29 protein-coding genes and 1 pseudogene are annotated in these 23593 nt (G+C 54.8%); 16 read left to right on the top strand and 14 right to left on the bottom strand.

The genetic code is table 11. The annotated features are described in order from the left end of the window. Window positions 1–93: 93 nt before the first annotated feature. Entirely contained in the window at window positions 94–234 is a 141-nt protein-coding gene (locus tag AC0TN7_RS21030) for a hypothetical protein (RefSeq protein WP_003857665.1), read from the top strand. Window positions 235–326: 92 nt separating this feature from the next. On the opposite strand, the gene AC0TN7_RS21025 is transcribed toward AC0TN7_RS21030, so the two are convergent. Further along, window positions 327–494: a hypothetical protein gene (locus AC0TN7_RS21025; protein WP_014831607.1), complete on the bottom strand. Its 168-nt coding sequence runs from the start codon at window positions 492–494 to the stop codon at window positions 327–329. Window positions 495–739: 245 nt separating this feature from the next. Between AC0TN7_RS21025 and AC0TN7_RS21020 the strand changes: the two genes are divergently transcribed. From AC0TN7_RS21020 to AC0TN7_RS21005, 4 genes are read left to right on the top strand one after another with little or no spacing between them, the layout of a single operon-like run. Then, window positions 740–1570, top strand: a complete 831-nt coding sequence (locus AC0TN7_RS21020) for an ABC transporter substrate-binding protein (protein WP_193745651.1) — start codon at window positions 740–742, stop codon at window positions 1568–1570. Window positions 1571–1572: 2 nt separating this feature from the next. After that, window positions 1573–2388: an amino acid ABC transporter ATP-binding protein gene (locus AC0TN7_RS21015; protein ID WP_024909379.1), complete on the top strand. Its 816-nt coding sequence runs from the start codon at window positions 1573–1575 to the stop codon at window positions 2386–2388. After that, window positions 2388–3164 carry an amino acid ABC transporter permease gene (locus AC0TN7_RS21010; protein WP_473702401.1) on the top strand — a complete coding sequence of 259 codons (777 nt, stop codon included), beginning with the start codon at window positions 2388–2390 and terminating at the stop codon, window positions 3162–3164. The genes AC0TN7_RS21015 and AC0TN7_RS21010 overlap by 1 nt, the downstream gene beginning before the upstream one ends. Beyond that, entirely contained in the window at window positions 3148–3834 is a 687-nt protein-coding gene (locus AC0TN7_RS21005; protein WP_267214690.1) for an amino acid ABC transporter permease, read from the top strand. Before AC0TN7_RS21010 ends, AC0TN7_RS21005 begins: the two co-directional genes overlap by 17 nt. Here the strand turns inward: AC0TN7_RS21005 and fumD are convergent. The 4 genes from fumD to AC0TN7_RS20985 form a co-directional block, all read right to left on the bottom strand. Next, on the bottom strand, window positions 3815–4024 hold the full coding sequence (gene fumD / locus AC0TN7_RS21000) for a fumarate hydratase FumD (RefSeq protein ID WP_008500615.1): 210 nt from the start codon (window positions 4022–4024) through the stop codon (window positions 3815–3817). The two genes, AC0TN7_RS21005 and fumD, sit on opposite strands and share 20 nt — an antisense overlap. Before the next feature lie 110 nt (window positions 4025–4134). Next, window positions 4135–4947, bottom strand: coding sequence for a MetQ/NlpA family ABC transporter substrate-binding protein (locus tag AC0TN7_RS20995; protein ID WP_008500616.1), 813 nt, complete (start codon window positions 4945–4947; stop codon window positions 4135–4137). A 23-nt stretch (window positions 4948–4970) separates the two neighbouring features. Next, a complete protein-coding gene (locus tag AC0TN7_RS20990; protein ID WP_024909382.1) occupies window positions 4971–5639 on the bottom strand; it encodes a methionine ABC transporter permease in 669 nt (222 codons plus the stop codon). Further along, complete coding sequence (locus AC0TN7_RS20985) at window positions 5632–6654, bottom strand: methionine ABC transporter ATP-binding protein (RefSeq protein WP_024909383.1); 1023 nt, start codon at window positions 6652–6654, stop codon at window positions 5632–5634. Before AC0TN7_RS20985 ends, AC0TN7_RS20990 begins: the two co-directional genes overlap by 8 nt. Before the next feature lie 400 nt (window positions 6655–7054). On the opposite strand from AC0TN7_RS20985, the gene AC0TN7_RS20980 reads away from it, so the two are divergent. From AC0TN7_RS20980 to lpp, 5 genes are all read left to right on the top strand, one after another. After that, entirely contained in the window at window positions 7055–8425 is a 1371-nt protein-coding gene (locus AC0TN7_RS20980) for a pyridoxal-phosphate dependent enzyme (protein WP_061715427.1), read from the top strand. A gap of 11 nt (window positions 8426–8436) precedes the next feature. After that, window positions 8437–9582 (top strand): trans-sulfuration enzyme family protein, encoded by a 1146-nt coding sequence (locus AC0TN7_RS20975; protein ID WP_024909385.1) that lies wholly within the window; start codon window positions 8437–8439, stop codon window positions 9580–9582. Between the two features lie 175 nt (window positions 9583–9757). Next, a complete protein-coding gene (gene ynhH, locus AC0TN7_RS20970; protein ID WP_443112201.1) occupies window positions 9758–9952 on the top strand; it encodes a protein YnhH in 195 nt (64 codons plus the stop codon). A 7-nt stretch (window positions 9953–9959) separates the two neighbouring features. Further along, window positions 9960–11381: a pyruvate kinase PykF gene (pykF, locus tag AC0TN7_RS20965; RefSeq protein ID WP_463726837.1), complete on the top strand. Its 1422-nt coding sequence runs from the start codon at window positions 9960–9962 to the stop codon at window positions 11379–11381. 309 nt (window positions 11382–11690) lie between these two features. After that, the gene (gene lpp, locus AC0TN7_RS20960) at window positions 11691–11927 is read left to right on the top strand and encodes a murein lipoprotein Lpp (RefSeq protein WP_001082307.1); all 237 of its coding nucleotides are present in this window, start codon (window positions 11691–11693) and stop codon (window positions 11925–11927) included. A gap of 60 nt (window positions 11928–11987) precedes the next feature. Here lpp and ldtE read toward each other — a convergent pair whose 3' ends face one another. From ldtE to sufA, 7 genes are all read right to left on the bottom strand, one after another. Then, window positions 11988–13001 carry a L,D-transpeptidase LdtE gene (gene ldtE / locus AC0TN7_RS20955; RefSeq protein ID WP_048991553.1) on the bottom strand — a complete coding sequence of 338 codons (1014 nt, stop codon included), beginning with the start codon at window positions 12999–13001 and terminating at the stop codon, window positions 11988–11990. 97 nt (window positions 13002–13098) lie between these two features. Beyond that, the gene (gene sufE / locus AC0TN7_RS20950) at window positions 13099–13515 is read right to left on the bottom strand and encodes a cysteine desulfuration protein SufE (RefSeq protein ID WP_032650996.1); all 417 of its coding nucleotides are present in this window, start codon (window positions 13513–13515) and stop codon (window positions 13099–13101) included. Between the two features lie 14 nt (window positions 13516–13529). Next, window positions 13530–14750, bottom strand: coding sequence for a cysteine desulfurase SufS (gene sufS, locus AC0TN7_RS20945; RefSeq protein ID WP_473702400.1), 1221 nt, complete (start codon window positions 14748–14750; stop codon window positions 13530–13532). After that, window positions 14747–16018 (bottom strand): Fe-S cluster assembly protein SufD, encoded by a 1272-nt coding sequence (gene sufD / locus AC0TN7_RS20940; RefSeq protein WP_473702399.1) that lies wholly within the window; start codon window positions 16016–16018, stop codon window positions 14747–14749. The genes sufS and sufD overlap by 4 nt, the downstream gene beginning before the upstream one ends. Then, the gene (sufC, locus tag AC0TN7_RS20935) at window positions 15993–16739 is read right to left on the bottom strand and encodes a Fe-S cluster assembly ATPase SufC (RefSeq protein ID WP_014831592.1); all 747 of its coding nucleotides are present in this window, start codon (window positions 16737–16739) and stop codon (window positions 15993–15995) included. Before sufC ends, sufD begins: the two co-directional genes overlap by 26 nt. Before the next feature lie 9 nt (window positions 16740–16748). Next, on the bottom strand, window positions 16749–18239 hold the full coding sequence (gene sufB, locus AC0TN7_RS20930) for a Fe-S cluster assembly protein SufB (protein WP_024909392.1): 1491 nt from the start codon (window positions 18237–18239) through the stop codon (window positions 16749–16751). 8 nt (window positions 18240–18247) lie between these two features. Continuing rightward, a complete protein-coding gene (gene sufA, locus AC0TN7_RS20925; protein ID WP_008500631.1) occupies window positions 18248–18616 on the bottom strand; it encodes a Fe-S cluster assembly scaffold SufA in 369 nt (122 codons plus the stop codon). A 488-nt stretch (window positions 18617–19104) separates the two neighbouring features. Here sufA and AC0TN7_RS20920 point away from each other — a divergent pair. The 3 genes and pseudogenes from AC0TN7_RS20920 to AC0TN7_RS20910 all read left to right on the top strand — a co-directional run. Continuing rightward, window positions 19105–19224: pseudogene (locus tag AC0TN7_RS20920) on the top strand (DUF2778 domain-containing protein); the annotation flags it as partial. Further along, window positions 19196–19453, top strand: coding sequence for a hypothetical protein (locus AC0TN7_RS20915; protein WP_075201550.1), 258 nt, complete (start codon window positions 19196–19198; stop codon window positions 19451–19453). The pseudogene AC0TN7_RS20920 and the gene AC0TN7_RS20915, both read left to right, overlap by 29 nt. Window positions 19454–19465: 12 nt before the next feature. Next, window positions 19466–19957, top strand: a complete 492-nt coding sequence (locus AC0TN7_RS20910) for an Hcp family type VI secretion system effector (protein WP_417927258.1) — start codon at window positions 19466–19468, stop codon at window positions 19955–19957. 184 nt (window positions 19958–20141) lie between these two features. On the opposite strand, the gene AC0TN7_RS20905 is transcribed toward AC0TN7_RS20910, so the two are convergent. Further along, complete coding sequence (locus AC0TN7_RS20905) at window positions 20142–20870, bottom strand: MerR family transcriptional regulator (protein WP_024909395.1); 729 nt, start codon at window positions 20868–20870, stop codon at window positions 20142–20144. Between the two features lie 185 nt (window positions 20871–21055). Next, entirely contained in the window at window positions 21056–22279 is a 1224-nt protein-coding gene (locus AC0TN7_RS20900; RefSeq protein ID WP_024909396.1) for a diguanylate phosphodiesterase, read from the bottom strand. A 338-nt stretch (window positions 22280–22617) separates the two neighbouring features. On the opposite strand from AC0TN7_RS20900, the gene ycgZ reads away from it, so the two are divergent. From ycgZ to AC0TN7_RS20885, 3 genes are read left to right on the top strand one after another with little or no spacing between them, the layout of a single operon-like run. Beyond that, window positions 22618–22857: a regulatory protein YcgZ gene (gene ycgZ, locus AC0TN7_RS20895; RefSeq protein ID WP_024909397.1), complete on the top strand. Its 240-nt coding sequence runs from the start codon at window positions 22618–22620 to the stop codon at window positions 22855–22857. 4 nt (window positions 22858–22861) lie between these two features. Beyond that, window positions 22862–23182 (top strand): hypothetical protein, encoded by a 321-nt coding sequence (locus tag AC0TN7_RS20890; protein ID WP_024909398.1) that lies wholly within the window; start codon window positions 22862–22864, stop codon window positions 23180–23182. 29 nt (window positions 23183–23211) lie between these two features. Then, a complete protein-coding gene (locus AC0TN7_RS20885) occupies window positions 23212–23490 on the top strand; it encodes a biofilm development regulator YmgB/AriR family protein (RefSeq protein ID WP_023617825.1) in 279 nt (92 codons plus the stop codon). The last annotated feature ends 103 nt before the right edge of the window (window positions 23491–23593 follow it).

The following is a 23593-nucleotide window of genomic DNA, read 5'->3' as shown; positions in this document are numbered from 1 at the left end:
GCAGGGATTATCCTTATGTGCTGCGAGGTACATTGCTGGCTTTTTTTACCCTATACTGTGCCAGTATCGAAAACTGAACAGAGCAGGTGCAACATGGAAATTGATCTCGATAATTTAGTCTTTAACGGTCTGGATGAAGCAGAAGAGCGTAATGCGGAACGTCTGGACGACGCGGATAAAAAAGCGCAGGCGATTGTCGCCGACGACGACTGCGGCGACGCCTGCAAGATCTAATAAAAAAGCACCGGGAAACCGGTGCTTTTTTATTTCACTCGTTAAACGTCACGCACACCTCGTTCCAGTACGTTTCGCGCGTGCGGCGCAGTTCAGCGTGACGTTTTATCATGGAACCACTCCGGGTCAATGTTGGCAACGTCTACGCCATACAGGCTGGCGACAGGCAGTATTGACTCAAGAACACGTTGCGCGCTGTTCTCCGCATTCACTGGTCGGGTCGCAAAAAACCGCCGTAACGTGCTGATCCACTTTTTCATCGCCTTACCCTCTCTCGCCGTGTCTGACCTCAGTTAAGCACTCAAATGCCGCGCGGGTGAAATACCAAAATCCACTGTCCATGTGCAGGATTTGCAAATAGCCTCCCGTTCTTTTCACGCTTCATTAACACCTTGTTCACTAATGCTTTTTTGCTCAAAGCAAAGAACGATTTCTTATTTGGCGATAGCTTTCGCTTATGGGAGCGTAGCGGGGTAAAACAAAAACAACGGGATGGCGTATGACTATGGCAGCAAACATGAAAGGGTTTACCAAACGGACACTGGTTCTGGGATTACTGGCGGCGGGGAGCCTGCTTTCAGCGCAGGCACAGGCCGATCAGCTGGCGGATATTAAGGCCGCAGGGGTGGTGAAAGTGGCCACGTTTGACGCCAACCCGCCGTTTGGCTCGATTGATGCCAAAACGCACGAGATCGTGGGTTACGACGTGGACTTCGCCAAAGCGCTGGCAAAATCGCTCGGCGTGAAGCTTGAACTGGTTGCCACCAATCCGGCCAACCGTATTCCGCTGCTGCAGTCCGGGAAAGCAGACCTGATCGTGGCAGATATCACCATCACCCCGGAACGCGCGCAGGTGATTGATTTCTCGACGCCTTACTTCGTCACCGGCCAGCAGTTCCTCGTTCCGGTGAAATCCCCGGACAAGCTCGATGACTATAGCCGGGCGCGCATTGGCGCGGTCAAAGGCACGACGGGCGAGCAGGCGCTGCACCAGCGTTTCCCGCAGTCCCGCGTCCTCTCTTATGACGACATTCCCCTGGCGTTGACCGCACTGCGCAATGGTAACGTCCAGGCCATTACCCAGGACAGCACCATTCTGGCCGGTCTGCTGGCGCAGGCGCCGGACAAAGCGAACTTCAAAATCCTGCCCGACCTGCTGAGCAAAGAAGAGATTGGCGTTGGGGTGAAGAAAGGTGAAACGGCGCTGCTGAAGGCCGTTAACGACGAGCTGGTTAATCTCGAGAAGAACGGTCAGGCAGCAAAAATCTACGATGTCTGGTTTGGCCCAAACACGCCTGCCCCGCAGCCTCGCGCCTTTAAAATAGAAGCCAGATAATTATGCTCTCAGGTTTATTTTCACACTCCGCGGCCGGTGCCGCGGATTTTTCACATCTGGAACAGGCCAGCGTCGAGTTTCGTCATGTGGACAAACGCTACGGTGACCATCAGGTTTTAAACGACATTAATCTCACCATCACCCCCGGTGAAGTGGTCGCCATCCTCGGCCCGTCGGGTTCCGGTAAATCCACCCTGATTCGTCTCATCAACCAGCTTGAAACCCTTAGCGGCGGGGAGATTCTGGTCGATAACAAGCCTACCGGAAAGCTCTCCGGTACCGGGCTGCGTCAGCTGCGCAGCCGCGTGGGGTTTGTGTTCCAGCAGTTCAATCTTTACGCCCATCTCACCGCCAGCCAGAACATCACCCTGGCACTGGAGCACGTTCACGGCTGGAAGCCGCAGCCTGCCCAGGCGCGCGCGCTGGCCCTGTTGGAGAAGGTCGGAATGCTGGAAAAAGCCCACCATTTCCCGGCAGAGCTTTCCGGCGGGCAGCAGCAGCGCGTCGCGATTGCCCGTGCCCTGGCCTCTTCACCCCAAATCATCCTGTTCGATGAACCCACCTCGGCGCTGGATCCGGAGATGATTGGTGAAGTGCTGTTTGTGATGAAGGCCCTCGCCCACAGCGGGATCACGATGATTGTCGTAACCCATGAGATGCAGTTTGCCCGGGAGATAGCCGACAGAGTCGTCTTTATCGACGGGGGGCAAATTCTGGAAATTGCGCCGCCGGCGCAATTTTTCAGTCGGCCCTCGCATCCGCGCGCGCAGCGGTTCCTGCAAAAGGTGCTCAACCCGCTGCATCAGGAGCATCTGTAATGCCCGCGCTCGACTGGCAGGGGGTACTGACCGGACAGCCTCTGCAGTGGATACTCTCCGGATTCCTCACCACCCTGTGGGTAACGCTTGCCGGGATGATGCTGGCCAGCCTGCTCGCATTGCTCTTTATGCTTCTGCGCCTTTCCGGTGGACGCCTCGGGAACGCGGTCGTCAGCAGCTGGGTGTCGCTGTTTCGCAATACGCCGCTGCTGGTGCAGCTGCTGTTCTGGTATTTTGCCGCCTGGAACGGTCTACCGCAGGCGTTCCGCGACGCGGTGAACGCGGATCACAGCTGGTCAATTCTGCCCGGCAACGTCTGGTGGTTTACGCCCGAATTTTTATGTTCTGCCTGGGGGTTGGGTGTCTTTACCTCGGCGTTTTTAATTGAAGAGGTGGAGTCGGGCTTACGTTCCGTGCCTGCCGGACAGCGGGAGGCAGCGCTCGCTCAGGGATTCTCCGCGTGGCGCCTGTTTCGCTACATCCTGCTGCCGCAGGGGCTGGCCAACGCCTGGCAGCCGGTCGTTGGCCAGTACCTTAATCTGATGAAGCTCTCCTCGCTCGCCAGCGGGATTGGCTTCGCCGAGCTGACCTATCAGGTCAGGCAGATTGAGAGCTATAACGCGCACGCGCTGGAAGCATTTACCTTCGGAACCGCACTCTATCTGCTGACCGGCCTGGTCATGGGGATGGTGCTGGTTCGCATTGGACCTGAAGCGAAACGTAAACGCCCAAACGTCGCCACCTCAGGGAGTGAAAAACATGATTGCCGGACTTAATGTCATCACCGATAACCTCGATTATCTGCTGTGGGGACGCGCGGCAACGGGTGAACCGGGGGGCGTGTTGCTCTCGTTGATGATGGCGATTGGGGCCGCCGTCATTGCTCTGCCCGGTGGGATAGTGCTCGCGTGTCTGGCCTGGCGCTTTACCGGGCTCGTGCGCAAGACCCTCTTTTTGTGGGCAGAGCTGATTCGCGGTATCCCGCTCATCTTCGTAATTTTCTGGATGTGGTATCTCCTGCCGCTCATTACCGGGGGCGATCTGCCGGGGGCGCTGACCGTCACGCTGGCGCTGGCCTGGTTTACGGCGGCTACCGTAATGCACTCGGTACTGGCCGGACTTAATGCGCTACCGTCCGGGCAGTACGAAGCCGCACTGTCACAGGGATTCAGCACGCAGCAAACCCTGTGGCGCGTGCTGCTGCCGCAGGCGCTGAGGAACATTCTGCCGTCGCTGGTGGGGATTTTTATCAGCCTGCTGAAGGATACGTCGTTGGCGTTTATCGTGAACGTCCCGGAACTGACCACGGTGGCGGGACAGGTCAACAACCGGGTGCAAATCTACCCGGCGGCCATTTTTATCTTTACGGGCGTGGTCTACTACCTGCTCTGCTGCTCGCTTGAGCAGCTTGCGAAGCGCTGGCGTCTTACCCGGCCAGCGCTTTAACCACCGTTTCCATCGCTTCGGTAGTCAATTCACTGCGTTTCACGCGCTGGTTCGCCAGCGCGGTACGCAGGACTCCGGCAATGACAATATGCTTTGGCTCCTGCCCTAAATCACGCATCTCAAGTACCACCTTCCCGACCACCCGGCACATCTCCTGGTACAGCGCTTCATCTTTGGTCACGTTACCCATCGTCATCACTCCATTGCCTGTTAAACGTTGAGCTTAAATGATTCTCCAGCCGGATACAAAAAAGAAGCCCGGCGAGAGACTCGCCGGGCTTCATCTGTAAAATCAGTAAATTAGTTATTTACTGGAATGACCGCGCCTTTGTACTTGGTGCGGATCCAGTCCTGAATCTCTTTTGAGTGCAGCACGTTCACCAGCGCGACGATGTCTTTCTTCTTCTCGTCACCGCGATGCACGGTGATGATGTTGGCATACGGGTTGTTTTCACCGCTCTCAACCGCAATCGGGTCGTGAACCGGATCCAGACCCGCGTCAATCGCATAGTTGGCGTTAATCACCACCGCGTCGCCTTCGTTGTTGTTGTACATCTGCGGCAGCAGAGACGCTTCAACGTTAGGCGTGAACTTCAGCTTTTTCGGGTTCTCGACGATATCGCTGATGCGTGCGGTCACTTTATCGATGCCCGGCTTCAGCTTGATCACGCCCTCTTTTTCGAAGATAGAGAGAATACGCCCCTCTTCAGAAACCGCGTCACGCATGATGATTTTGCCGCCTTCCGGCAGGTCTTTCAGCGACTTGTATTTTTTGGAGTAGATGCCGATTGGCTCAATGTGGATCGCGCCCGCACTGACAAAATCGTAGTCTTTATCGCCCGCATGATCTTTCAGCACGCTGTTCAGGTAAGGAATGTGCTGGAAATAGTTCGCGTCGATGTCATGACCCGCCAGCGCGGTGTTCGGCAGAATGTAGTCCTGGAACGGTTTAATCTCCAGGTCGATCCCCTGCTTCGCCAGAATCGGCTTTGCCTGCTCCAGAATTTCGGCGTGCGGCGTGTTGGATGCGCCCACGGTCAGGGTGTCAGCCCAGGAAGCGAAGCTCAGGGCGCTCAGAGTTGCAGCGGCGATCAGTGTCAGTGTCTTTTTCATGATGTGGTTCCTGTGTGTATTTATTAGCGTTTATCTAACAGTGAAGTAATGACATCGCCGCAGAACTGGATAATGAAAACGATGATTAAAATGGTCACCGTTGCCACCAGCGTGACGTCACCATGGTTGCGCTGGAATCCTTCCAGATAAGCCAGATTTCCCAACCCACCGGCGCCAATCACCCCCGCCATTGCGCTGTAGCTCACCAGCGCAATGAGCGTCACCGTAATACCTGATACCAGTGCAGGTGATGATTCCGGCAGTAAAACCCGAAACACTAACGTGCTCAGTCGTGCGCCCATCGAGCGCGTTGCTTCTATAACGCCTTTATCCACTTCACGCAGGGCGATCTCCACCAGGCGTGCGTAGAACGGTGCGGCACCCACAATCAGCGCCGGCAGCGCCGCGTTGGCACCAAGGATGGTGCCGACGACGGTCTTGGTGAACGGGATCAGCAGGACAATCAGAATGATGAACGGAATCGAGCGGAACACGTTCACCACAATCGAAATGACGCTGTAGACCGTGCGGTTGTGGAACAGCCCGCCGCGTGCGGTTAAAAACAGCGCCAGACCCAGCACGATACCCAGTACAAAAGTCGCCACGCCGGACAGCGCGGTCATGTACAGCGTCTCCAGCGTCGCCGCCCAGAGCTGGTCCCACTTGAGATGCGGAAAGAGATCCTCAGCCATGTTTAATCACCTCGCCTTCAATATCGCTGTGCTTCAGGTCGGCGAGGATATTGTTCAGTTGTTCATCGGATGCCACTACATGTACCCAGAGCTGGCCAAACACGCCGTGGGCGGTTTGCGTCATTTTCCCGTGCAGGATGTTAAACGGCAGGCCATAGCGCAGGGTCAGTTCACCCACGATCGGCTTATGCGTGCTGTGCCCGGTAAAGGTCAGTCTGATGACCGTACCTTCCAGATCGTTTGCCAGTTCGGTATTGAACGTTTCTTCTTCAGCGTACTGGCTCACCTGACGGACAAACTGCTGCGTAATCGGCTGCTGCGGATGGGTAAAGACGCTCAGCACGTCGCCCTCTTCCACGACTTTACCGTTCTCCATCACCGCCACGCGGTCGCAGATTTTGCGCACCACATGCATCTCGTGCGTGATCAGCACGATGGTCAATTTGAACCGGCGGTTAATATCCAGCAGCAGATCGAGGATCTGATCGGTGGTCTGCGGGTCAAGCGCGGAGGTGGCTTCATCGCAGAGCAGCACGTCTGGGTTATTGGCCAGCGCGCGGGCGATGCCGACGCGCTGTTTCTGGCCGCCACTGAGCTGAGACGGGTAGGCATGCTCGCGACCTTTCAGGCCGACCAGCTCCACCAGCTCGGCGACGCGGGCGGTGATTTTTGCTTTCGGCACGCCGGCAATCTGCATCGAGAACGCAATATTCTCGCTGACCGTGCGCGACCACAGCAGGTTGAAGTGCTGAAACACCATGCTGATTTTCAGGCGCGCCTGACGCAGCGCTTCACCTTTTGCCGCCGAAATGTCCTGTCCATTAATGGTGACGCTACCGGCGCTGGGTTTTTCCAGGCCGTTGAGCAGACGAATCAGCGTGCTTTTACCTGCCCCGCTGTAACCGATAATCCCGTATATCTGTCCCTGTGCTATCGTCAAATTGACGTTATCAACGGCTGTGAGTGCCACCTTTCCGTTGTCAAAAACCTTCGAAATATTGCTCAGTACAATCATTCTTATTCGTTATCCGTGCCGCCCATGGCGGTTTAGCAGTATGGATGTCCAAACGATAGTAAACAGGCGTTATCAGCTTTTAAATGAACAAAAAAGAATTTGTTATAACTTTCGGAAATAAACAGCGGATTTACCGGGTAGGATGCATTTAGACCAATTTCAACAATGATTATCTGCCGGATGCATATCTGCTGGCGAATGCCTGCGAAAAACGGTCATTTTTTCAGCATTTCATGCCAATATAGCCATCCTCACATCCAGACAACTTTACGTCTTGCTGTCCTGACTTCCAAAAATGACATTTATATTCCTTTCTGATCTAAAGAGCAGTGAATGGTTCTTTATTGAGAAAATTTCACCGCCCTATCATCCCGTCATGACATCCAGAAAGGAAAACATCATGACGATTTATCACTCCGTCACTGAACTGATTGGTCGTACCCCGCTGATCCAGCTGCATAAGCTTGATACCGGTCCCTGCTCGCTGTTCCTGAAGCTGGAGAACCAGAATCCGGGCGGTTCGATTAAGGATCGCGTTGCGCTGTCGATGATTAACGAAGCGGAACGCACCGGGCAGCTGCAGCCGGGCGGCACGATTATTGAGGCCACGGCGGGCAATACCGGCCTCGGTCTGGCCCTGATCGCCGCCCAGAAAGGCTACTCGCTGATCCTGGTGGTGCCGGACAAAATGAGCCGCGAGAAGATTTTCCACCTGCGCGCGCTGGGTGCCCAGGTGGTACTGACCCGCTCCGACGTCAACAAGGGCCATCCTGCCTATTACCAGGATTACGCCCAGCGTCTGGCGAACGAACTGCCCGGCGCGTTTTACATCGACCAGTTCAATAACGAAGCCAACCCGCTGGCGCACCGCACCACCACGGCGCCGGAACTGTATGAGCAGCTTGACGGCAAAATCGATGCCATCGTGGTGGGCGTCGGCTCAGGCGGCACGCTGGGCGGCCTGCAGGCGTGGTTCGCCGAGCACTCTCCACACACGGAGTTTGTCCTGGCTGATCCGGCCGGTTCCGTTCTGGCCGACCAGGTGGAGACCGGACGCTACCACGATGCGGGCTCCTGGCTGGTTGAGGGTATTGGCGAAGACTTTATTCCGCCGCTGGCCCACATTGAAGGGGTGAATCGCGCCTGGCGTATCACCGACCGGGAAGCGTTTATCACCGCGCGCGAGCTGCTGAAAACGGAAGGCATTCTGGCGGGCTCCTCCAGCGGCACGCTGCTGGCGGCCGCGCTGAAGTATTGCCAGGCGCAGACCGCGCCGAAGCGCGTGGTGACCTTCGCCTGTGACAGCGGCAATAAATATCTCTCGAAGATGTTCAACGACGACTGGATGCGACAGCAGGGACTCATCACGCGCCCCCAGGCCGGCGATCTCTCTGACTACATTGCCCTGCGCCACGATGAAGGCGCCACCGTCACCGCCGCCCCGGACGACACGCTCTCCACCGTCCTGGCACGGATGCGCCTGTATGACATCTCCCAGTTGCCGGTGCTGGAGAACGGCAAGGTGGTGGGCATTATCGACGAGTGGGATCTCCTGCGGCACATCGGCGGCGACGGCGATCGCTTCGCGCTTCCGGTGACGGCAGCCATGACGCGTCAGGTGGAGTTCCTGGATAAACACGCCCCGGAAAGCGCCCTGAACGCCATCTTCGACCGCGGTCTGGTGGCCGTGATTAATGACAACGACCGTTTTCTCGGTCTGATTACGCGCAGCGACGTTCTGACCGCCTGGCGCAACCGTCTTCAGCAATAAAGGAATTAATGATGAAAAATCTGGCCACCCTCAGCGTCCACAGCGGCGAGTTTAACGACCAGCACGGCGCCGTCATGCCGCCGATTTACGCCACCTCGACTTTTGCGCAACCCGCGCCCGGGGAGCATACCGGATATGAGTACTCCCGCAGCGGCAACCCTACCCGCCATGCGCTGGAAACGGCGATTGCCGAACTGGAAGGCGGCACGCGCGGCTACGCCTTTGCCTCCGGTCTGGCGGCCATCTCCACGGTGCTCGAACTGCTGGATAAAGACAGCCACATCGTCGCTATTGATGATGTATACGGCGGCACATACCGTCTGATCGAGAACGTGCGCAAGCGCAGCACCGGCCTGCAGGTCAGCTGGGTTAAACCGGACGACTTAGCCGGGCTTGAGGCCGCCATTCGCCCGGACACCCGCATGGTGTGGGTCGAGACGCCAACCAACCCGCTGCTGAAGCTGGCGGATCTGGCGGCCATCGCGGCAATCGCCCGTCGTCATAACGTCATCAGCGTGGCGGATAACACCTTCGCGTCGCCGGTGATCCATCGTCCGCTGGAGTCGGGTTTCGACATTGTGGTGCACTCCGCCACCAAATACCTGAACGGCCATTCTGACGTGGTGGCCGGGCTGGCGATTGTCGGGGACAACAAGGAACTGGCGGATAAGCTGGGCTATCTGCAAAACGCGGTGGGCGGCGTACTGGATCCGTTCAGCAGCTTCCTGACGCTGCGCGGTATCCGCACGCTTGCGTTGAGGGTCGAAAAGCACAGCACCAACGCGCTGGCGATTGCGCAATGGCTCGATCAGCATCCTCTGGTCGAAAAGGTGTTCTATCCCGGCCTGGAATCACATCCGCAATATCAGCTTGCCCGTACGCAGATGGCCCTGCCCGGCGGGATGATTTCTGTCGTGGTCAAAGGCGATGCGCAACGCGCCACCGAGGTGATTCGCAACCTGAAGCTGTTTACCCTCGCGGAGAGCCTGGGCGGCGTGGAAAGTCTGGTGAGCCAACCTTACAGCATGACGCACGCCTCGATTCCGCTGGAGCAACGTCTGGCAAACGGCATTGTGCCGCAGCTGATCCGTCTGTCAGTCGGGATTGAAGATCCCAAAGACCTGATTGCCGACCTCAGCCAGGCGCTGCAGAAATAAGCAAATGGCGGCAGGTCCATCACCTGCCGCCACAAGTTGTCATCATGGCTTAACGCCTTGATAACAATATTATGAGAAACAGCACAGATTATTTCTGAAACACCGTTTCCATTTTCCTTTTATCTTAAAATCAGCGTATAATGCGCGCCAAATCCCTGGTGAATGGTTTCAGCGCTTGGAATACAAAAAACAACGTACAACTTCTCCACTCCTTCGTTGGGCTGTCACTCAGGCACACTTTCTTCTGCACGCTCATTTGATGTCTCCTATCCTTAGTGCGTGTCATATACTCTTTTGCAACACAGGTTTGACTCCGCGGCAGTGCGCCCCCGGAGCGAGATTTCCATATCCTTCCCAACTTAAAGACTAAGACTGTCATGAAAAAGACGAAAATTGTTTGTACTATCGGCCCGAAAACCGAATCTGAAGAGATGCTGACCAAAATGCTGGACGCCGGCATGAACGTGATGCGTCTGAACTTCTCCCACGGCGATTACGCAGAACACGGTCAACGTATCCAGAACTTGCGCAACGTAATGAGCAAGACCGGTAAAAAAGCCGCGATCCTGCTGGATACCAAAGGTCCAGAAATCCGTACCATCAAACTGGTAGGCGGTAACGACGTCTCTCTGAAAGCGGGCCAGACTTTCACCTTCACCACCGACAAATCCGTTGTCGGCAACAGCGAAATCGTTGCAGTGACCTACGAAGGCTTCACCAGCGATCTGTCCGTCGGTAACACCGTGCTGGTAGACGATGGTCTGATCGGTATGGAAGTCACCGCGATCGAAGGTAACAAGGTCATCTGTAAAGTGCTGAACAACGGCGACCTGGGCGAAAACAAAGGCGTTAACCTGCCGGGCGTTTCCATCGCACTGCCAGCCCTGGCTGAAAAAGACAAACAGGACCTGATCTTCGGTTGCGAGCAAGGCGTTGACTTCGTTGCTGCCTCCTTCATCCGTAAGCGCTCCGACGTGGTTGAAATTCGTGAGCACCTGAAAGCCCACGGCGGCGAGAAGATCCAGATCATCTCCAAAATTGAAAACCAGGAAGGCCTGAACAACTTCGACGAAATCCTCGAAGCGTCTGACGGCATCATGGTTGCACGTGGCGACCTGGGCGTAGAAATCCCGGTCGAAGAAGTGATCTTCGCGCAGAAGATGATGATCGAGAAATGCGTGCGCGCGCGTAAAGTGGTTATCACCGCAACGCAGATGCTGGACTCCATGATCAAAAACCCACGCCCAACCCGCGCTGAAGCAGGCGACGTGGCAAACGCCATCCTCGACGGTACTGATGCCGTTATGCTGTCCGGCGAATCCGCGAAAGGTAAATATCCGCTGGAAGCGGTGTCCATCATGGCCACCATCTGCGAACGTACCGACCGCGTTATGAAAAGCCGTCTGGACTACAACAACGACAGCCGCAAACTGCGCATCACCGAAGCAGTATGCCGCGGTGCTGTAGAAACGGCTGAGAAACTGGAAGCACCACTGATCGTGGTTGCCACCCAGGGCGGTAAATCTGCTCGCGCGGTGCGTAAATACTTCCCGGATGCGACTATCCTGGCACTGACCACCAACGAAACCACTGCCCGTCAGCTGGTGCTGAGCAAAGGCGTGATCCCTCACCTGGTGAAAGAGATCGCGTCTACGGATGATTTCTACCGTCTGGGTAAAGAAGTGGCGCTGGAGCTGGTGGATCGTGGTCTGGCACAGAAAGGTGACGTTGTGGTCATGGTTTCTGGTGCGCTGGTACCAAGCGGAACCACCAATACTGCATCTGTTCACGTGCTGTAATAATTCCCGAACGAATTAATTTTGATAAAAAGCGCCCGCCGGGCGCTTTTTTTATTCCTCGCATTAGCCAAAGTCATTCAAATTGCAAATCGGGTTTTTCTATTTAATTGCGAATTATCTAAGATGAATCCGATGATAAATGCCTTTTTTTACTTAGATTTTTGCCTGAAAAGGGCTGATTCGATGCTTCTTTGAGCGAACGATCAAAAATAGGTGTATTCCCATCAAAAAAATATTCTCAACCCAAAAAACTTTGTGTAATACTTGTAACGCTACATGGAGATTAACTCAATCTAGAGGGTATTAATAATGAATCGTACTAAACTGGTACTGGGCGCGGTAATCCTGGGTTCTACTCTGCTGGCTGGTTGCTCCAGCAACGCTAAAATCGATCAGCTGTCTTCTGACGTTCAGACTCTGAACGCTAAAGTTGACCAGCTGAGCAACGACGTGAACGCAATGCGTTCCGACGTTCAGGCTGCTAAAGACGACGCAGCTCGCGCTAACCAGCGTCTGGACAACCAGGCTACTAAATACCGTAAGTAATAGTACCTGTTAATAAAATGGCGCACATTGTGCGCCATTTTTTTTGCCTGCGTCAAACCACTACTGCGTCACCTTCTCCCCTTCATCTTCCGCTACCGCTGCGGACACCCGACTGTTCTGCACCGACAACACGCTATTGCTGGCTGACGGGCCGCTGCCTGACGACACGATAACCGGGATCCCGGCGCGGCGTGACAGGGCTTTATCAATCAGCGCCTTGTCGCTTCCCGTTTGAGAAACAAAGGTCGCAAAGTCTGCGGAATGGGTAATGGGCGAGACCTGCGGGTTTTCTCCCTCAGCCTGCGCCAGCGGGCGGTGGACTTCAATATAGCGTTTACCATCCGGCTCCACAGAGAACTTAACGGGTTCATTGATGATCTGTACCCGCGTGCCCACCCGCACCTGTTCGAACAGGGCTTTAATGTCCGGGGCATTCATCCGCATACAGCCAGAGCTGACCCGCAGGCCGACGCTGTCCGGTGCGCTGGTGCCGTGGATGAGATATTCCCCATTGCCCACGCCTAAACGCAGTGCGAAGCGTCCCAGGGGGTTATTGGGCCCGGCAGGCACCACCGGAGGTAATTTAATTCCCTGCTCCAGAGAGCGTGCTCTGATGCCCGGTGTGGGTGTCCAGGTAGGATTCGGGATTTTCTGGCTCACGCGCGTGGTCGTGACCGGTGTTTCCAGCCCCAGCTGTCCAATGCCGAGCGGAAAGACCTGAACGATGTTTTCTCCCGGCGGGAAGTAGTAAAGCCGAAGCTCTGCGAGGTTCACCACAATGCCCTCACGCGGCGTGTCCGGCAGCAGCATCTGCGACGGGATGGTAATCACGGTTCCCGGCGCAGGGTTAACCGGCGCAATGGTATTGTTCGTTTCCAGGATCACCTGTGCCGCCGTATTAAACCGACGGGCGATGGTCTGCAGCTTATTATCCCCTTCCTGTATCGTGTAGGTTTGATTTTGCCCAATCAGACGACTGCCTGCGGGCGGCAACGGATAGTCCATCGCGCGGGCCGAATTAAGGGCGCCGAGCGAACTGAGGAGTAATAGAGTTATTAGAGACGCGCGCTTCATGCTGAGATTCCTTATTCACTGACAGAACGCCAGAAAGCTGAAAAACCAGCGAGGCGGGAACCACCTCGCGAAACAGAATGAATGCTGTTCTGTAAGTCTAGCTAAGGATTGCAGCTTTGGCGCGGATGGCGCGAATCATCGCTTCCAGTCCCTGGGAACGAGACGGGGTGAGGTGTTGGGTCAAGGCCATTTTTTCAAACCACGGGCGGACATCAAACGCGACAATATCCTGCGCCGACATCCGGTGATAAAGAATAAAGACGACCGCAATAAGCCCTTTTACAATGGCCGCATCGCTGTCGCCGTGCAGTTCGATAGTGCCGTCATCCGACTGCGCCATCACAATCCACACCTGGCTCTGACAGCCCTGAATACTGTTCTCCGGAGTATGCGCCTCTTCGCTGAGCGGCGGCAAGCGCTGTCCCAGCTCAATGATATAGAGATACTTCTCTTCCCAGTTTGCGCAACGCGAGAAGTTACGCAGCAGTTTATCTTTGTCCGGCAGTTCTGCCATCTTTCGCCTCTCCGTTAGCCCAGCAGCTGATGAATGCGCTTAAGCCCCGCCACCAGCCTGTCGACCTCTTCCGTTGTGTTGTACATCACCAGCGACGCGCGGCACATTGCCGGTACCTGGTAAAACGCCATCAGCGGCATGGCGCAGTGGTGCCCGGTACGGACCGCCACGCCGTAGTTATCGAGGAAACTGCCCACGTCATAGGCGTGATGTTTCCCGAGATTGAACGCGATTACCCCTTGCCGGTCGGCAGGCCCGTAGAGGGTCAGATCCGGCACGCTGGCAAGCTCCTCAAGCGCATAGTGCATCAGCAGCTGTTCGTACTCCTGAATGCTATCAAGGCCGATTGAGGAGACATAAGAAATCGCCGCCCCTAAACCGATAATCCCACCGGTGTTGGGCGTGCCCGCCTCAAAACGCCACGGCGCGCGCGCATAGGTGGTGCCTTCCGTCAGGCTGACGGTGGCGATCATCGACCCGCCCCCTTCCCACGGCGGCATCGCCTGCAGGATATCTTCTTTCACATACAGCACGCCAATCCCGGTCGGCCCGTAGAGCTTGTGGCCTGAAAAGACGTAGAAATCGCAGTCCAGCGCCTGGACGTCAATCGCGTGATGCATCACCGCCTGGGCGCCGTCAATCAGCACCTTCGCGCCCGCCTGGTGGGCCTTTTCGACGATATCTGCCACCGGGTTTTCCGTCCCCAGCACGTTGGAGACCTGGGTAACCGCCACCAGCCGCGTTTTATCGTCAAGCAATGCGTCTAGCTGCTCGAGCTGCAGCGTCCCGTCGGCATTCAACGGGATTACCCGCAGCTGCGCACCCACGCGCTCGCAGAGCATCTGCCACGGCACGATATTGGCGTGGTGCTCCATCTGGGTGATGATGATGTTATCTCCCGCGTGGACCTGAGCGTTGCCCCAGCTGTTAGCGACAAGGTTAATCCCTTCGGTGGTCCCGCGAACAAAGACCAGTTCTTCCGGCGAGCGGGCGTTAAGGAAGGCGGCCAGCTGCGTACGCACGTTTTCCATCCGCTGGGTCGCCTCGGCGCTCAGGGTATGAATACCGCGATGCACGGCGGCGTAGCCGTGGCGATAAAACTCAGCTTCCGCATCCACCACCTGATTCGGCTTCTGCGCGCTGGCCGCGCTGTCCAGATAGGCCAGCGGCAGACCGTTTACTTCACGGGTCAGAACCGGGAAATCTGCCCGTACTTTCTCGACGGGAAAACTCATGCTTCGCCTCCAGGCAGGCGCTGACCGATCCGATCCAGCACCTGCAGTTTTAACTGACCATCGTGCAGCGCTTCCGTCAGTTCGGCGGCAAACGCGTAGATAATCATTTTCTGCGCCGCCTGCTGGTCGATGCCGCGCGAGCGCAGGTAGAACATCTGCTCGTCGTCGATTCGCCCGACCGTCGCACCGTGGCTGCATTTCACGTCGTCGGCGTAGATCTCCAGCTGCGGTTTGGTATCCACCTCCGCCAGGCGCCCTAACAGCAGATTATTGTTGGTCATCTGCCCGTCGGTTTTAATGGCGTGCTGCGCCACGTTAATCAGTCCGTTAAACACCGCGCGACCTCTGTCGCTGACGATGGTTTTGTGCAGCTGGCGGCTGTTGCAGTAGCCTTTGTTGTGCTCCAGCCAGGTGCGCGTGTCGCACACTTCCGATTTAACCGGCATCGCCAGGCTGTTGATGCGCAGCGTGGTGTTTTCACCGTTAAGCTGCGTGCTGGTGTTGTGGCGCAGCACCGCCCCGCCGAGCAGGAAGCTGTGGCTGTACGCTGCGGCATCCTGACCCAGGACAATGTCGTTATGGGCAAAGTGGTGGCTCTGCGCATTCTCAAACGCCAGCTTGACATGATGAAGCTGCGCATTCGCGGCAACATTCATCGTCAGACGCGATCCGGTAAAGTGACGCGTCTCATTGAGGCTGACGTAATGTTCGATGACCGTGGCCTCCGCCCCCTCCGCCAGCTCCAGATGGTGGCGATAGTGCGCGGTATTGATTTCATCGCCGTCCAGCCCCTGAGTGATGTGCATCAGCAGCAGCGGTTTTGCCGGACGCTGGTTACGCTTCACGCGGATGTGCGTCACGCTGCGGGCCAGACTCTCGGTCAGGTGCAGGAAGACCTCGGGCTGAACCGGGGCGCTCAGGCGCTGGCGATCGTCGTTTATCTCAATCTCAAAGCCGCTCTCCTGAACCGTGTCGCTCAGTTCCGGACGGAACTGACCGTCGACGAACACCAGGCGCAGGGCATCGACACGCAAGGCCAGCGCGTCGCGCTGTGCTGGGGTGAGATCCGCCAGACGGGTCACAAATTCGGCGTTCAGCAGACCCTCAAGCGGGGTGTATTTCCAGTTCTCGTGCTTACGCGTCGGCAACCCGAGACGCAGCATTTGCTGAAGATGCTGCTGCGCCTGCTCGGAGCGCGTGCCCCCCTGGGCTTCAAACAGCCGGTGCCACTGCTGGAGCGCATTACTGCTGTTCGGTAAGCCAGCCATAACCCTGCTCCTCCAGTTGTTTAACCAGCGTGAAATCACCGGATTTCACAATACGTCCCTGGTAAAGCACGTGGACGTAATCCGGCTTGATGTAGTCCAGAATGCGCTGGTAGTGGGTGACAATAATGAACGAACGCTTGCCGTCGCGCAGGGAGTTCACTCCGTCAGCGACAATCTTCAGGGCATCGATGTCCAGACCGGAGTCGGTCTCATCCAGAATGCACAGCTCGGGTTCCAGAACCGCCATCTGCAGAATATCGTTACGCTTTTTCTCACCGCCGGAAAAACCAACGTTCACCGAGCGGGTCAGCAGATCTTCCGGCATTTTCAGCAGCTTAATCTTCTCTTCCATCAGATCCTGGAAGTCGAAGCGGTCCAGCGCCTCCAGCCCGCGATACTTGCGCACCGCATTCAGCGCCGTCTGCAGGAAGAACTGGTTGCTGACTCCGGGGATTTCCACCGGGTACTGGAAGGCCATAAAGATGCCCTCGCCCGCACGGTCTTCCGGCGACATCTCCAGCAGATCTTTGCCGTTAAACTCGACCGAGCCGTGGGTCACCTCATAATCTTCGCGCCCCGCCAGCGTCGCAGAAAGCGTACTTTTCCCGGAACCGTTCGGCCCCATGATGGCGTGGACTTCCCCCGGCTTGACGTCAAAATTGAGGCCACGCAGGATGGCTTTGTCTTCTACGCTGACCTGTAAATCTTTAATGCTTAACATGTGCTTTCCTTAACCGACGCTGTGTTCAAGACTAATGGCGAGGAGTTTCTGGGCTTCAACGGCAAATTCCAGCGGCAGTTCAGAGAACACATCCTTACAGAAGCCGTTAACGATCATCGAGATGGCGTCTTCTTCGCTGATCCCGCGCTGCAGGCAGTAGAAGAGCTGATCTTCCCCTATCCGCGACGTGGTCGCCTCGTGTTCAAGCTGGGCCGTGTTATTACGGCATTCGACGTACGGGAAGGTATGCGCCCCGCAATCTGCGCCAATCAGCATCGAGTCACACTGGGTGAAGTTTCGCGCATTGGTGGCCGTCGGCATGATTTTCACCAGCCCGCGATAGCTGTTCTGGCTGTGACCGGCGGAGATGCCTTTCGAGATAATGGTCGATTTGGTGTTTTTACCAATGTGGATCATCTTGGTGCCGGTATCGGCCTGCTGATGGCCGCTGGTGAGCGCCACCGAGTAAAACTCGCCGATGGAGTTATCCCCGCGCAGAATGCAGCTCGGGTATTTCCAGGTGATGGCCGAGCCGGTTTCGGACTGGGTCCACGACATCTTGCTGTTTTCGCCTTCACAGAGCGCGCGCTTGGTGACGAAGTTCAGGATACCGCCGGTATTGCCGTCGCCCGGGAACCAGTTTTGCACCGTGGAGTATTTCACCTCGGCATCTTTGTGGATGATGACCTCCACCACCGCCGCATGCAGCTGGTAGCTGTCGCGGACCGGGGCGGAGCACCCTTCTATATAGCTGACGTAGCTGCCTTCATCTGCGACCAGAATCGTGCGTTCGAACTGGCCGGTTTTTTCGGCATTGATGCGGAAATAGGTGGAAAGCTCCATCGGACAGCGCACGCCTTTCGGCACGTAGATAAAGGTGCCATCCGAGGCCACCGCCGCGTTAAGCGCTGCAAAGAAGTTATCGTTTGAAGGCACTACGGTCCCGATGTACTTTTTCACCAGTTCCGGATGATCGTGAATCGCTTCGCCGAAGGAGCAGAAAATGATCCCCTGCTCTGCCAGCTTCTCGCGGTAGGTGGTCGCCACCGAGACGGAGTCGAAAATGGCGTCCACCGCCACCTCTTTCCCTTCACGAACAGGCACGCCAAGCTGATTAAAGGCTTCTTCCACCTCTTTGCTGAGGAAGCTGTTCTCCGCGCCGGTTTGCTGCACCGCACCCGGCTGCGAGGCGCAGGTATCGTCGCAGCTGCCGCAGGAGGGCGCGGAGTAGTAGCTGTAATCCTGATAGTTCAGCTTGTCATAATGCGCTTTCAGCCAATGCGGCTCTTCCATCTCCAGCCAGGCACGGAAGGCGCTCAGGCGAAACTCCAGCATCCACTCCGGCTCGTTACGTTTCGCCGAGATCGCCCGCACGACATCTTCATTGATGCCTTTTGCCAGCTCATCGGTCTGCAGCTGGGTGAAGAACCCCTCTTTATAGTTGAGGTGCCCACCGCTCCAGGTATTTACTTCACTCGTTGCTTCAGTATTACGAGACATAGTTCCGCCTATACCCCAAAGCTTTCGCCGCAGCCGCATTCATTCTGGGCTTTCGGGTTATGAAATTTGAATAACTGGTTTAAGCCTTCGCGGACGTAGTCCACTTCGGTGCCGTCGATAAACGGCATGGCCTGCAGCGCGACGTACAGTTTCGCGCCGTCGGTCTCGAATACCAGGTCATCTTTCTCGGGTTCGGTGACGGTATCGAGCACGTAACCAAAACCCGCGCAGCCGGTCTGTTTGACACCCAAACGCACGCCGAGGATCTCGGGCTTTTTCGCCACCAGCTCGTGAATATGTGCCGCCGCCGCTGGCGTGAGCGTTAACCCGCGCCAGGCAAAATCGGCTGGATTAAAGGTTTCTGAATGCAGTTCCATAGGTCCACCTCATCTGATAAGCCATCAGGGCATAACACCATGTTAGTGATAACGATTATCACTTCAACCCTCTGTCAGCAGGGGCATTCGGTTAAACCGCCCTTTTTGCCTACTTTTATTAAGCATAGACCCTGTGGCAGGATGCAGGCAGGATGGATTTAATTGTTCAATGCATTGATTAATAATGCATTTCGTTGTGGCATTTTTGACGGAGAGGAGAAAAGTAAAATATGCATCGGAAATGCCTATTTTTGAGATAGCCTCTTTGATTGTCGTGAACTCAGTCTAACAGATGCGATTTGGCGCACTAAAAGAAGGCCAGGGCTTCAGGTGCCCGGCCAGCAAGCGCTCCTCAGCAGTAGACAACCTGTTGATGCGAGTCTTTTTCTGAAAATCATACGCACACTCTGGAACACATTATTAATCACTGTAGCATTAACCACACTCTTGCAAAGGAAGTAAGGTGGCATATGGCGTTACAGGGGATGATGATTCATAACGCGCTAATGAGTACATCGCTTATTCAGGTTCCATGCATGCAGTCACTCATGGCGCGAGGATGGGTGGAGGTAGTAGCGGGTGGCTACATTAAAAAACCTTGCTCGTAGGGCAAGTAAAATTATTTACTTTCTCATTTTATTACTCGCTCTTGGTCATATGCTACCAGGCCCGGAGTTATATATTAACTATGATGTAGCCAGAACAACAGCAATCATTATCGCCGGAAATGAAAATGCAGAATCAATGTATGATGCCTATTCACTTATTGACTGGCTTACAATGCTAATTATCGCTACCCCTCTCTATATTTTAACAATGAAGTTAATCAAAAATTAAGGAGACAATAAAATGCCTATACCTCCCTATATGTGGCTTAAAGACGATGGCGGTGCAGATATCAAAGGATCTGTTGATGTACAAGATCGTGAAGGTAGTATTGAAATTATCGGTCTGAGCCACGGTATAAATTTACCCGTTGACAGCGCAAACGGCAAAATCACCGGCACCCGCCAGCACACATCCATGATGATCGAGAAAGAAGTTGATAGCTCTACGCCATATCTTTACAAGGCTGCAGCAACTGGGCAGACGCTGAAAAGCGCAGAAATAAGGTTTTATCACATCAATGATGCAGGTCAGGAGGTTTGCTACTACACCGTTCTTATGCAGAATGTGAAATTAACTGGAGTCCACTGTAGCGTCCCGAATATTAAGCTGGCGGGGAACGATAAAATGAATCACATAGAAAGTGTCAGCATTCAATATGAAAAAATCACCTGGAGAATTCTTGACGGTAATATTCAATTTTCAGATGCATGGAATGAGCGCCATACTCGCTGAGTATTAATAAGGGGGCACCGTCCCCTGTTGAACAAGTTGCCGACAGCAAAGCCCCCAGAAAAAAGCAGATGCCGTTTAAAATTAACCGGGTAAATCTCATCCGCAGGAATAATGCCTATTCTTAAGATAGCTTTTTGCAAGGAAAGTGACAAAGACAAAAAAAGGCCCTTAAGGCCTCTTACACTCAGTGATGAAATGAGACAGCAAACCCCTGCTCACGCCAGTGGTCAAGCTGTTCCTGCTGGCGAGGCGTTGGGGATTTCCCCGTCCAGACAAAGATTTTTTGCCCCGGGAAGAGTTCAGGACGCGGCGAGTCAATGGGCTCTGCCAGCACGTCAATGTGCCAGCCCTTTTGCGACAGGCGCGCGGCTTCCAGCCACAGGTGGGTGCGGTCATCACATTCCCAGCCAATCAGGAGCGCGTCTTTGCCGGCTTTTTTGCGGGACTCCGCCAGGCTTGCAATCGCAAACTCGATCAGTACGCCGTCAAACAGGCTCGCCATATGACGCACGGTATTTTGATCCTGGTTCATACGCTGACGGACCGGAGAGATAATATTGTCAATCAGCGCATCCATCGCGTGATCGCGGCGGAATTCACCTATTTTGGCCCGCAGCTTTGCAGGACTGGCGTAGCGCAGAACGGTCATCATCTCTTCCTGGAATGAGGCCCAGTTGCCCTGCGTCGGCACTTCCTTGTTTTCCAGCAAGGCTTTAACTTTTCCGACCGAAACGCCGCTTTTCATCAGGCGTTTGATCTCTTCAATGCGCAGGATATCTTCATCGTCAAACTGACGATGACCCCCTTCGCTGCGCTGCGGCTTCAATAATCCATAGCGGCGCTGCCAGGCACGCAGCGTAACGGGGTTGATACCGCATCGTTCGGCCACTTCGCCGATACTGTAATAGGCCATTAACTCCCTCACGCTCAGAACTTCCATACCTAACTGCACCAACCTTATCAGATTGTACACATCATTTGTATAACTAAGACCGCATTTTGAACGGGTGAACGGGCTTCTTTTCCATCCACCTGTTAATACATTGTTGTATAAAATTTGCCGTTCGTACAGTTAAGTCTGCCGGATTGTGTACAGCTTTATCCGAAGTCGAACTTTTTCTCCGGCCACGCAATCGCGGGAATACCCCCGTGTCTTGGGCTGGCAAAAAGATGTCCCTGGAACTGGGAAATCCCCGCGGACTCCAGCCACATCCACTCTTCCGCCCTCTCTACCCCCACCGCGCAGAACTGGATCTCAAGCGAGGAACAGCATTTGATAATCGCCTGAATAATGGCCTGACGAGGGCCACTTTTATGCACGTTCGCGACCAGATCGCGATTAATCTTAATTCTGTCCGGCTGGAACTGGGCCAGCAGCTGCAGCCCGGCAAAACCGGCACCAAAGTGATCAATCGTCACGCTGATACCCGCGCTTTTTAGCTGCCTGACCGAATCCGTGAATTCATCGAAACGAGATATAGCTTCGCTCTCGGTAAACTCCACCACGATTTGTTCGGGTACAAACCCATTTGCCTCAATCGCGGTGAGCAGGAAATCCACGGCGTTGGGAATGTTGACCAGCGTCATGGGCAGCAGGTTCAGGGATAACGTCTGGTCCTGTAGCCCCAGCGCGCTGGCCATAGAAAGTGCCACCTGCTTGCTTTGCAAATCTGACGTGTACACTTCGTCATGCGGGCGGCTGGCGAAATATGCCCCCGGCGAGTCACCGTCAGGAGTGCGCAGAAGCGCCTCCCAGGAGACGACCTGCTGCATAAACGGGTCGACTATCGGCTGGAACGCAAAGCTGCAATCCGCCCCTTTCGCGACCACCTCAGGCTGCGCGGACAGGCGCGTTTCTTCGCGAACGAATTCCCAGGAATCCGCAGGCGGCAGTTCAAAATAGTTCGCTTTTTCCGTGGCCTCAACAAAGGTGCGGAAAAACTGCAGCGGGCGGTCGTTATAGGTCAACTGGTAGCGTGTCGTCCCCTTATTGAGCACCTGTTGCAGCACCTCGTCCCTGTCGAAGTGGCGTAAGTCAAAAAGCTCCATGCCCACGTTGCCAAAACGCCGGACAGGGCCGTGATCGCGCATTAACTCGACCACGTTATGGTGGCGCGGGTCGTTGCAGATCTGCTCATAGATAGCAGAAACCTGCTCCACCGGCCCTTCAAGCAATTGAAAAAAGTGTGTGCCGTTAAACAGCAAGATCCCCGTGACATTGGATTGCCGATTTTTACGATTTGCAGCAGCGACCATTGATTCCAGCGCTTTCACCGGAACGTCCTCGCAGATATGACTGCGGTAAATGATGGTTGTGAGCATGCTTTTCCTGGGGTTAGGGTTTTGGCCACAGTAGACGTGGGTAATTTTTACTTATAGCACATTAATTGCCTGACAAATAATTTACATCTCAATCATTTACGGCAGTTGATGGGACCGTTCTTCTCGATTGTATAACTTACCAGCGCCCGACCTTTTTGTACAATATATCCTGTCACATTACCGATTCATGACAAGCCAGTAACACAATGAAAATAAAGTAATTTATAAAATATATCATAAAAACATTAAAAATCTGTACATTTTATATGTACAGATTTAGGAATTGTGTATACCTTAATTGTAACGTTAGTGATTACAAAATTTTACAGGAGCGAAACATGCAGCAGAAAGGTTACGCCACAGATTCCGCAGCAGCAATCGCACAGTACTTCGAAAAAGCCGCGCTCCCTACCCAGCAGGAGACGCTGGGCCAGGTGGTTGTAGAAATTCTCAGCGACGGGCGAAACCTAAATCGCAAATCGCTCTGTACCAAACTGCTCAGCCGCCTCGAAAAGGCCGATGGCCCGGAAGAGGAAGAGCATTACCACATGCTGCTTGGTCTGCTCTTCGAACGGTAACGTGATGAATAGCAGTGACGCAGACCGACTGATCGACACGCTTATCGGTGAAGCCGTTCTTTCTCTTCTGAAAGAGCGGGGGCCAGTGACAACCGAAGGATTGCTGCAGCGTCTGCGGGTAATGAAAGAGCATGAAAAGGATCCCCAGCGGCGGGAGACACTTGCGGTGGTGATTGCCGAGATCGGCTCAAACAGCATCGCCTTTACACGTCGCAGAACCGCGCAAGGACGAACGAACAGAGAGGGACCTCTCAACGATAACCGAGACAATGTAGTGCCGTTATTTGGAAGTGGAAAACCGTCCGACCCCAAAAAAATACATTGACTGCAATTTAACAGCTACGGTGAGAACAAATGAGACAAAATATTCAGCTTCAACCCGAATACCATTCTGCTTTTTTAGACAGTGCGCTGTCGGAATATTTCCGTCACGCAGGCGATCGTTTTGCTGAAGAGTCCGCTGTTTTTTCTACTGCAGTACGCTGTGTTCTGGCCTCCGAAGGTCATCTGTCCAATAAAGCGATCATCCTCTGGCTCATTCAGACGCTGGAAGCCACTAACGACGTGGTTCAGGCGGATGTGATTCGTAAGACGCTGGAAATCGTGGTGGGTTACACGATGGACGATCTCTAAGCTCCTGCTCGCTACGCCCCTAACGTGTCATCGTCAAAACTGACGATCGGCCTGACGATGACACGCGTCTTTCCCGCTTAACACCCTGTAAAACCAGCAAAGC

The sequence above is a fragment of the Enterobacter sp. PL_is511 genome (assembly GCF_055816065.1).
This window is presented reverse-complemented; position numbering and strand designations above follow the sequence as displayed.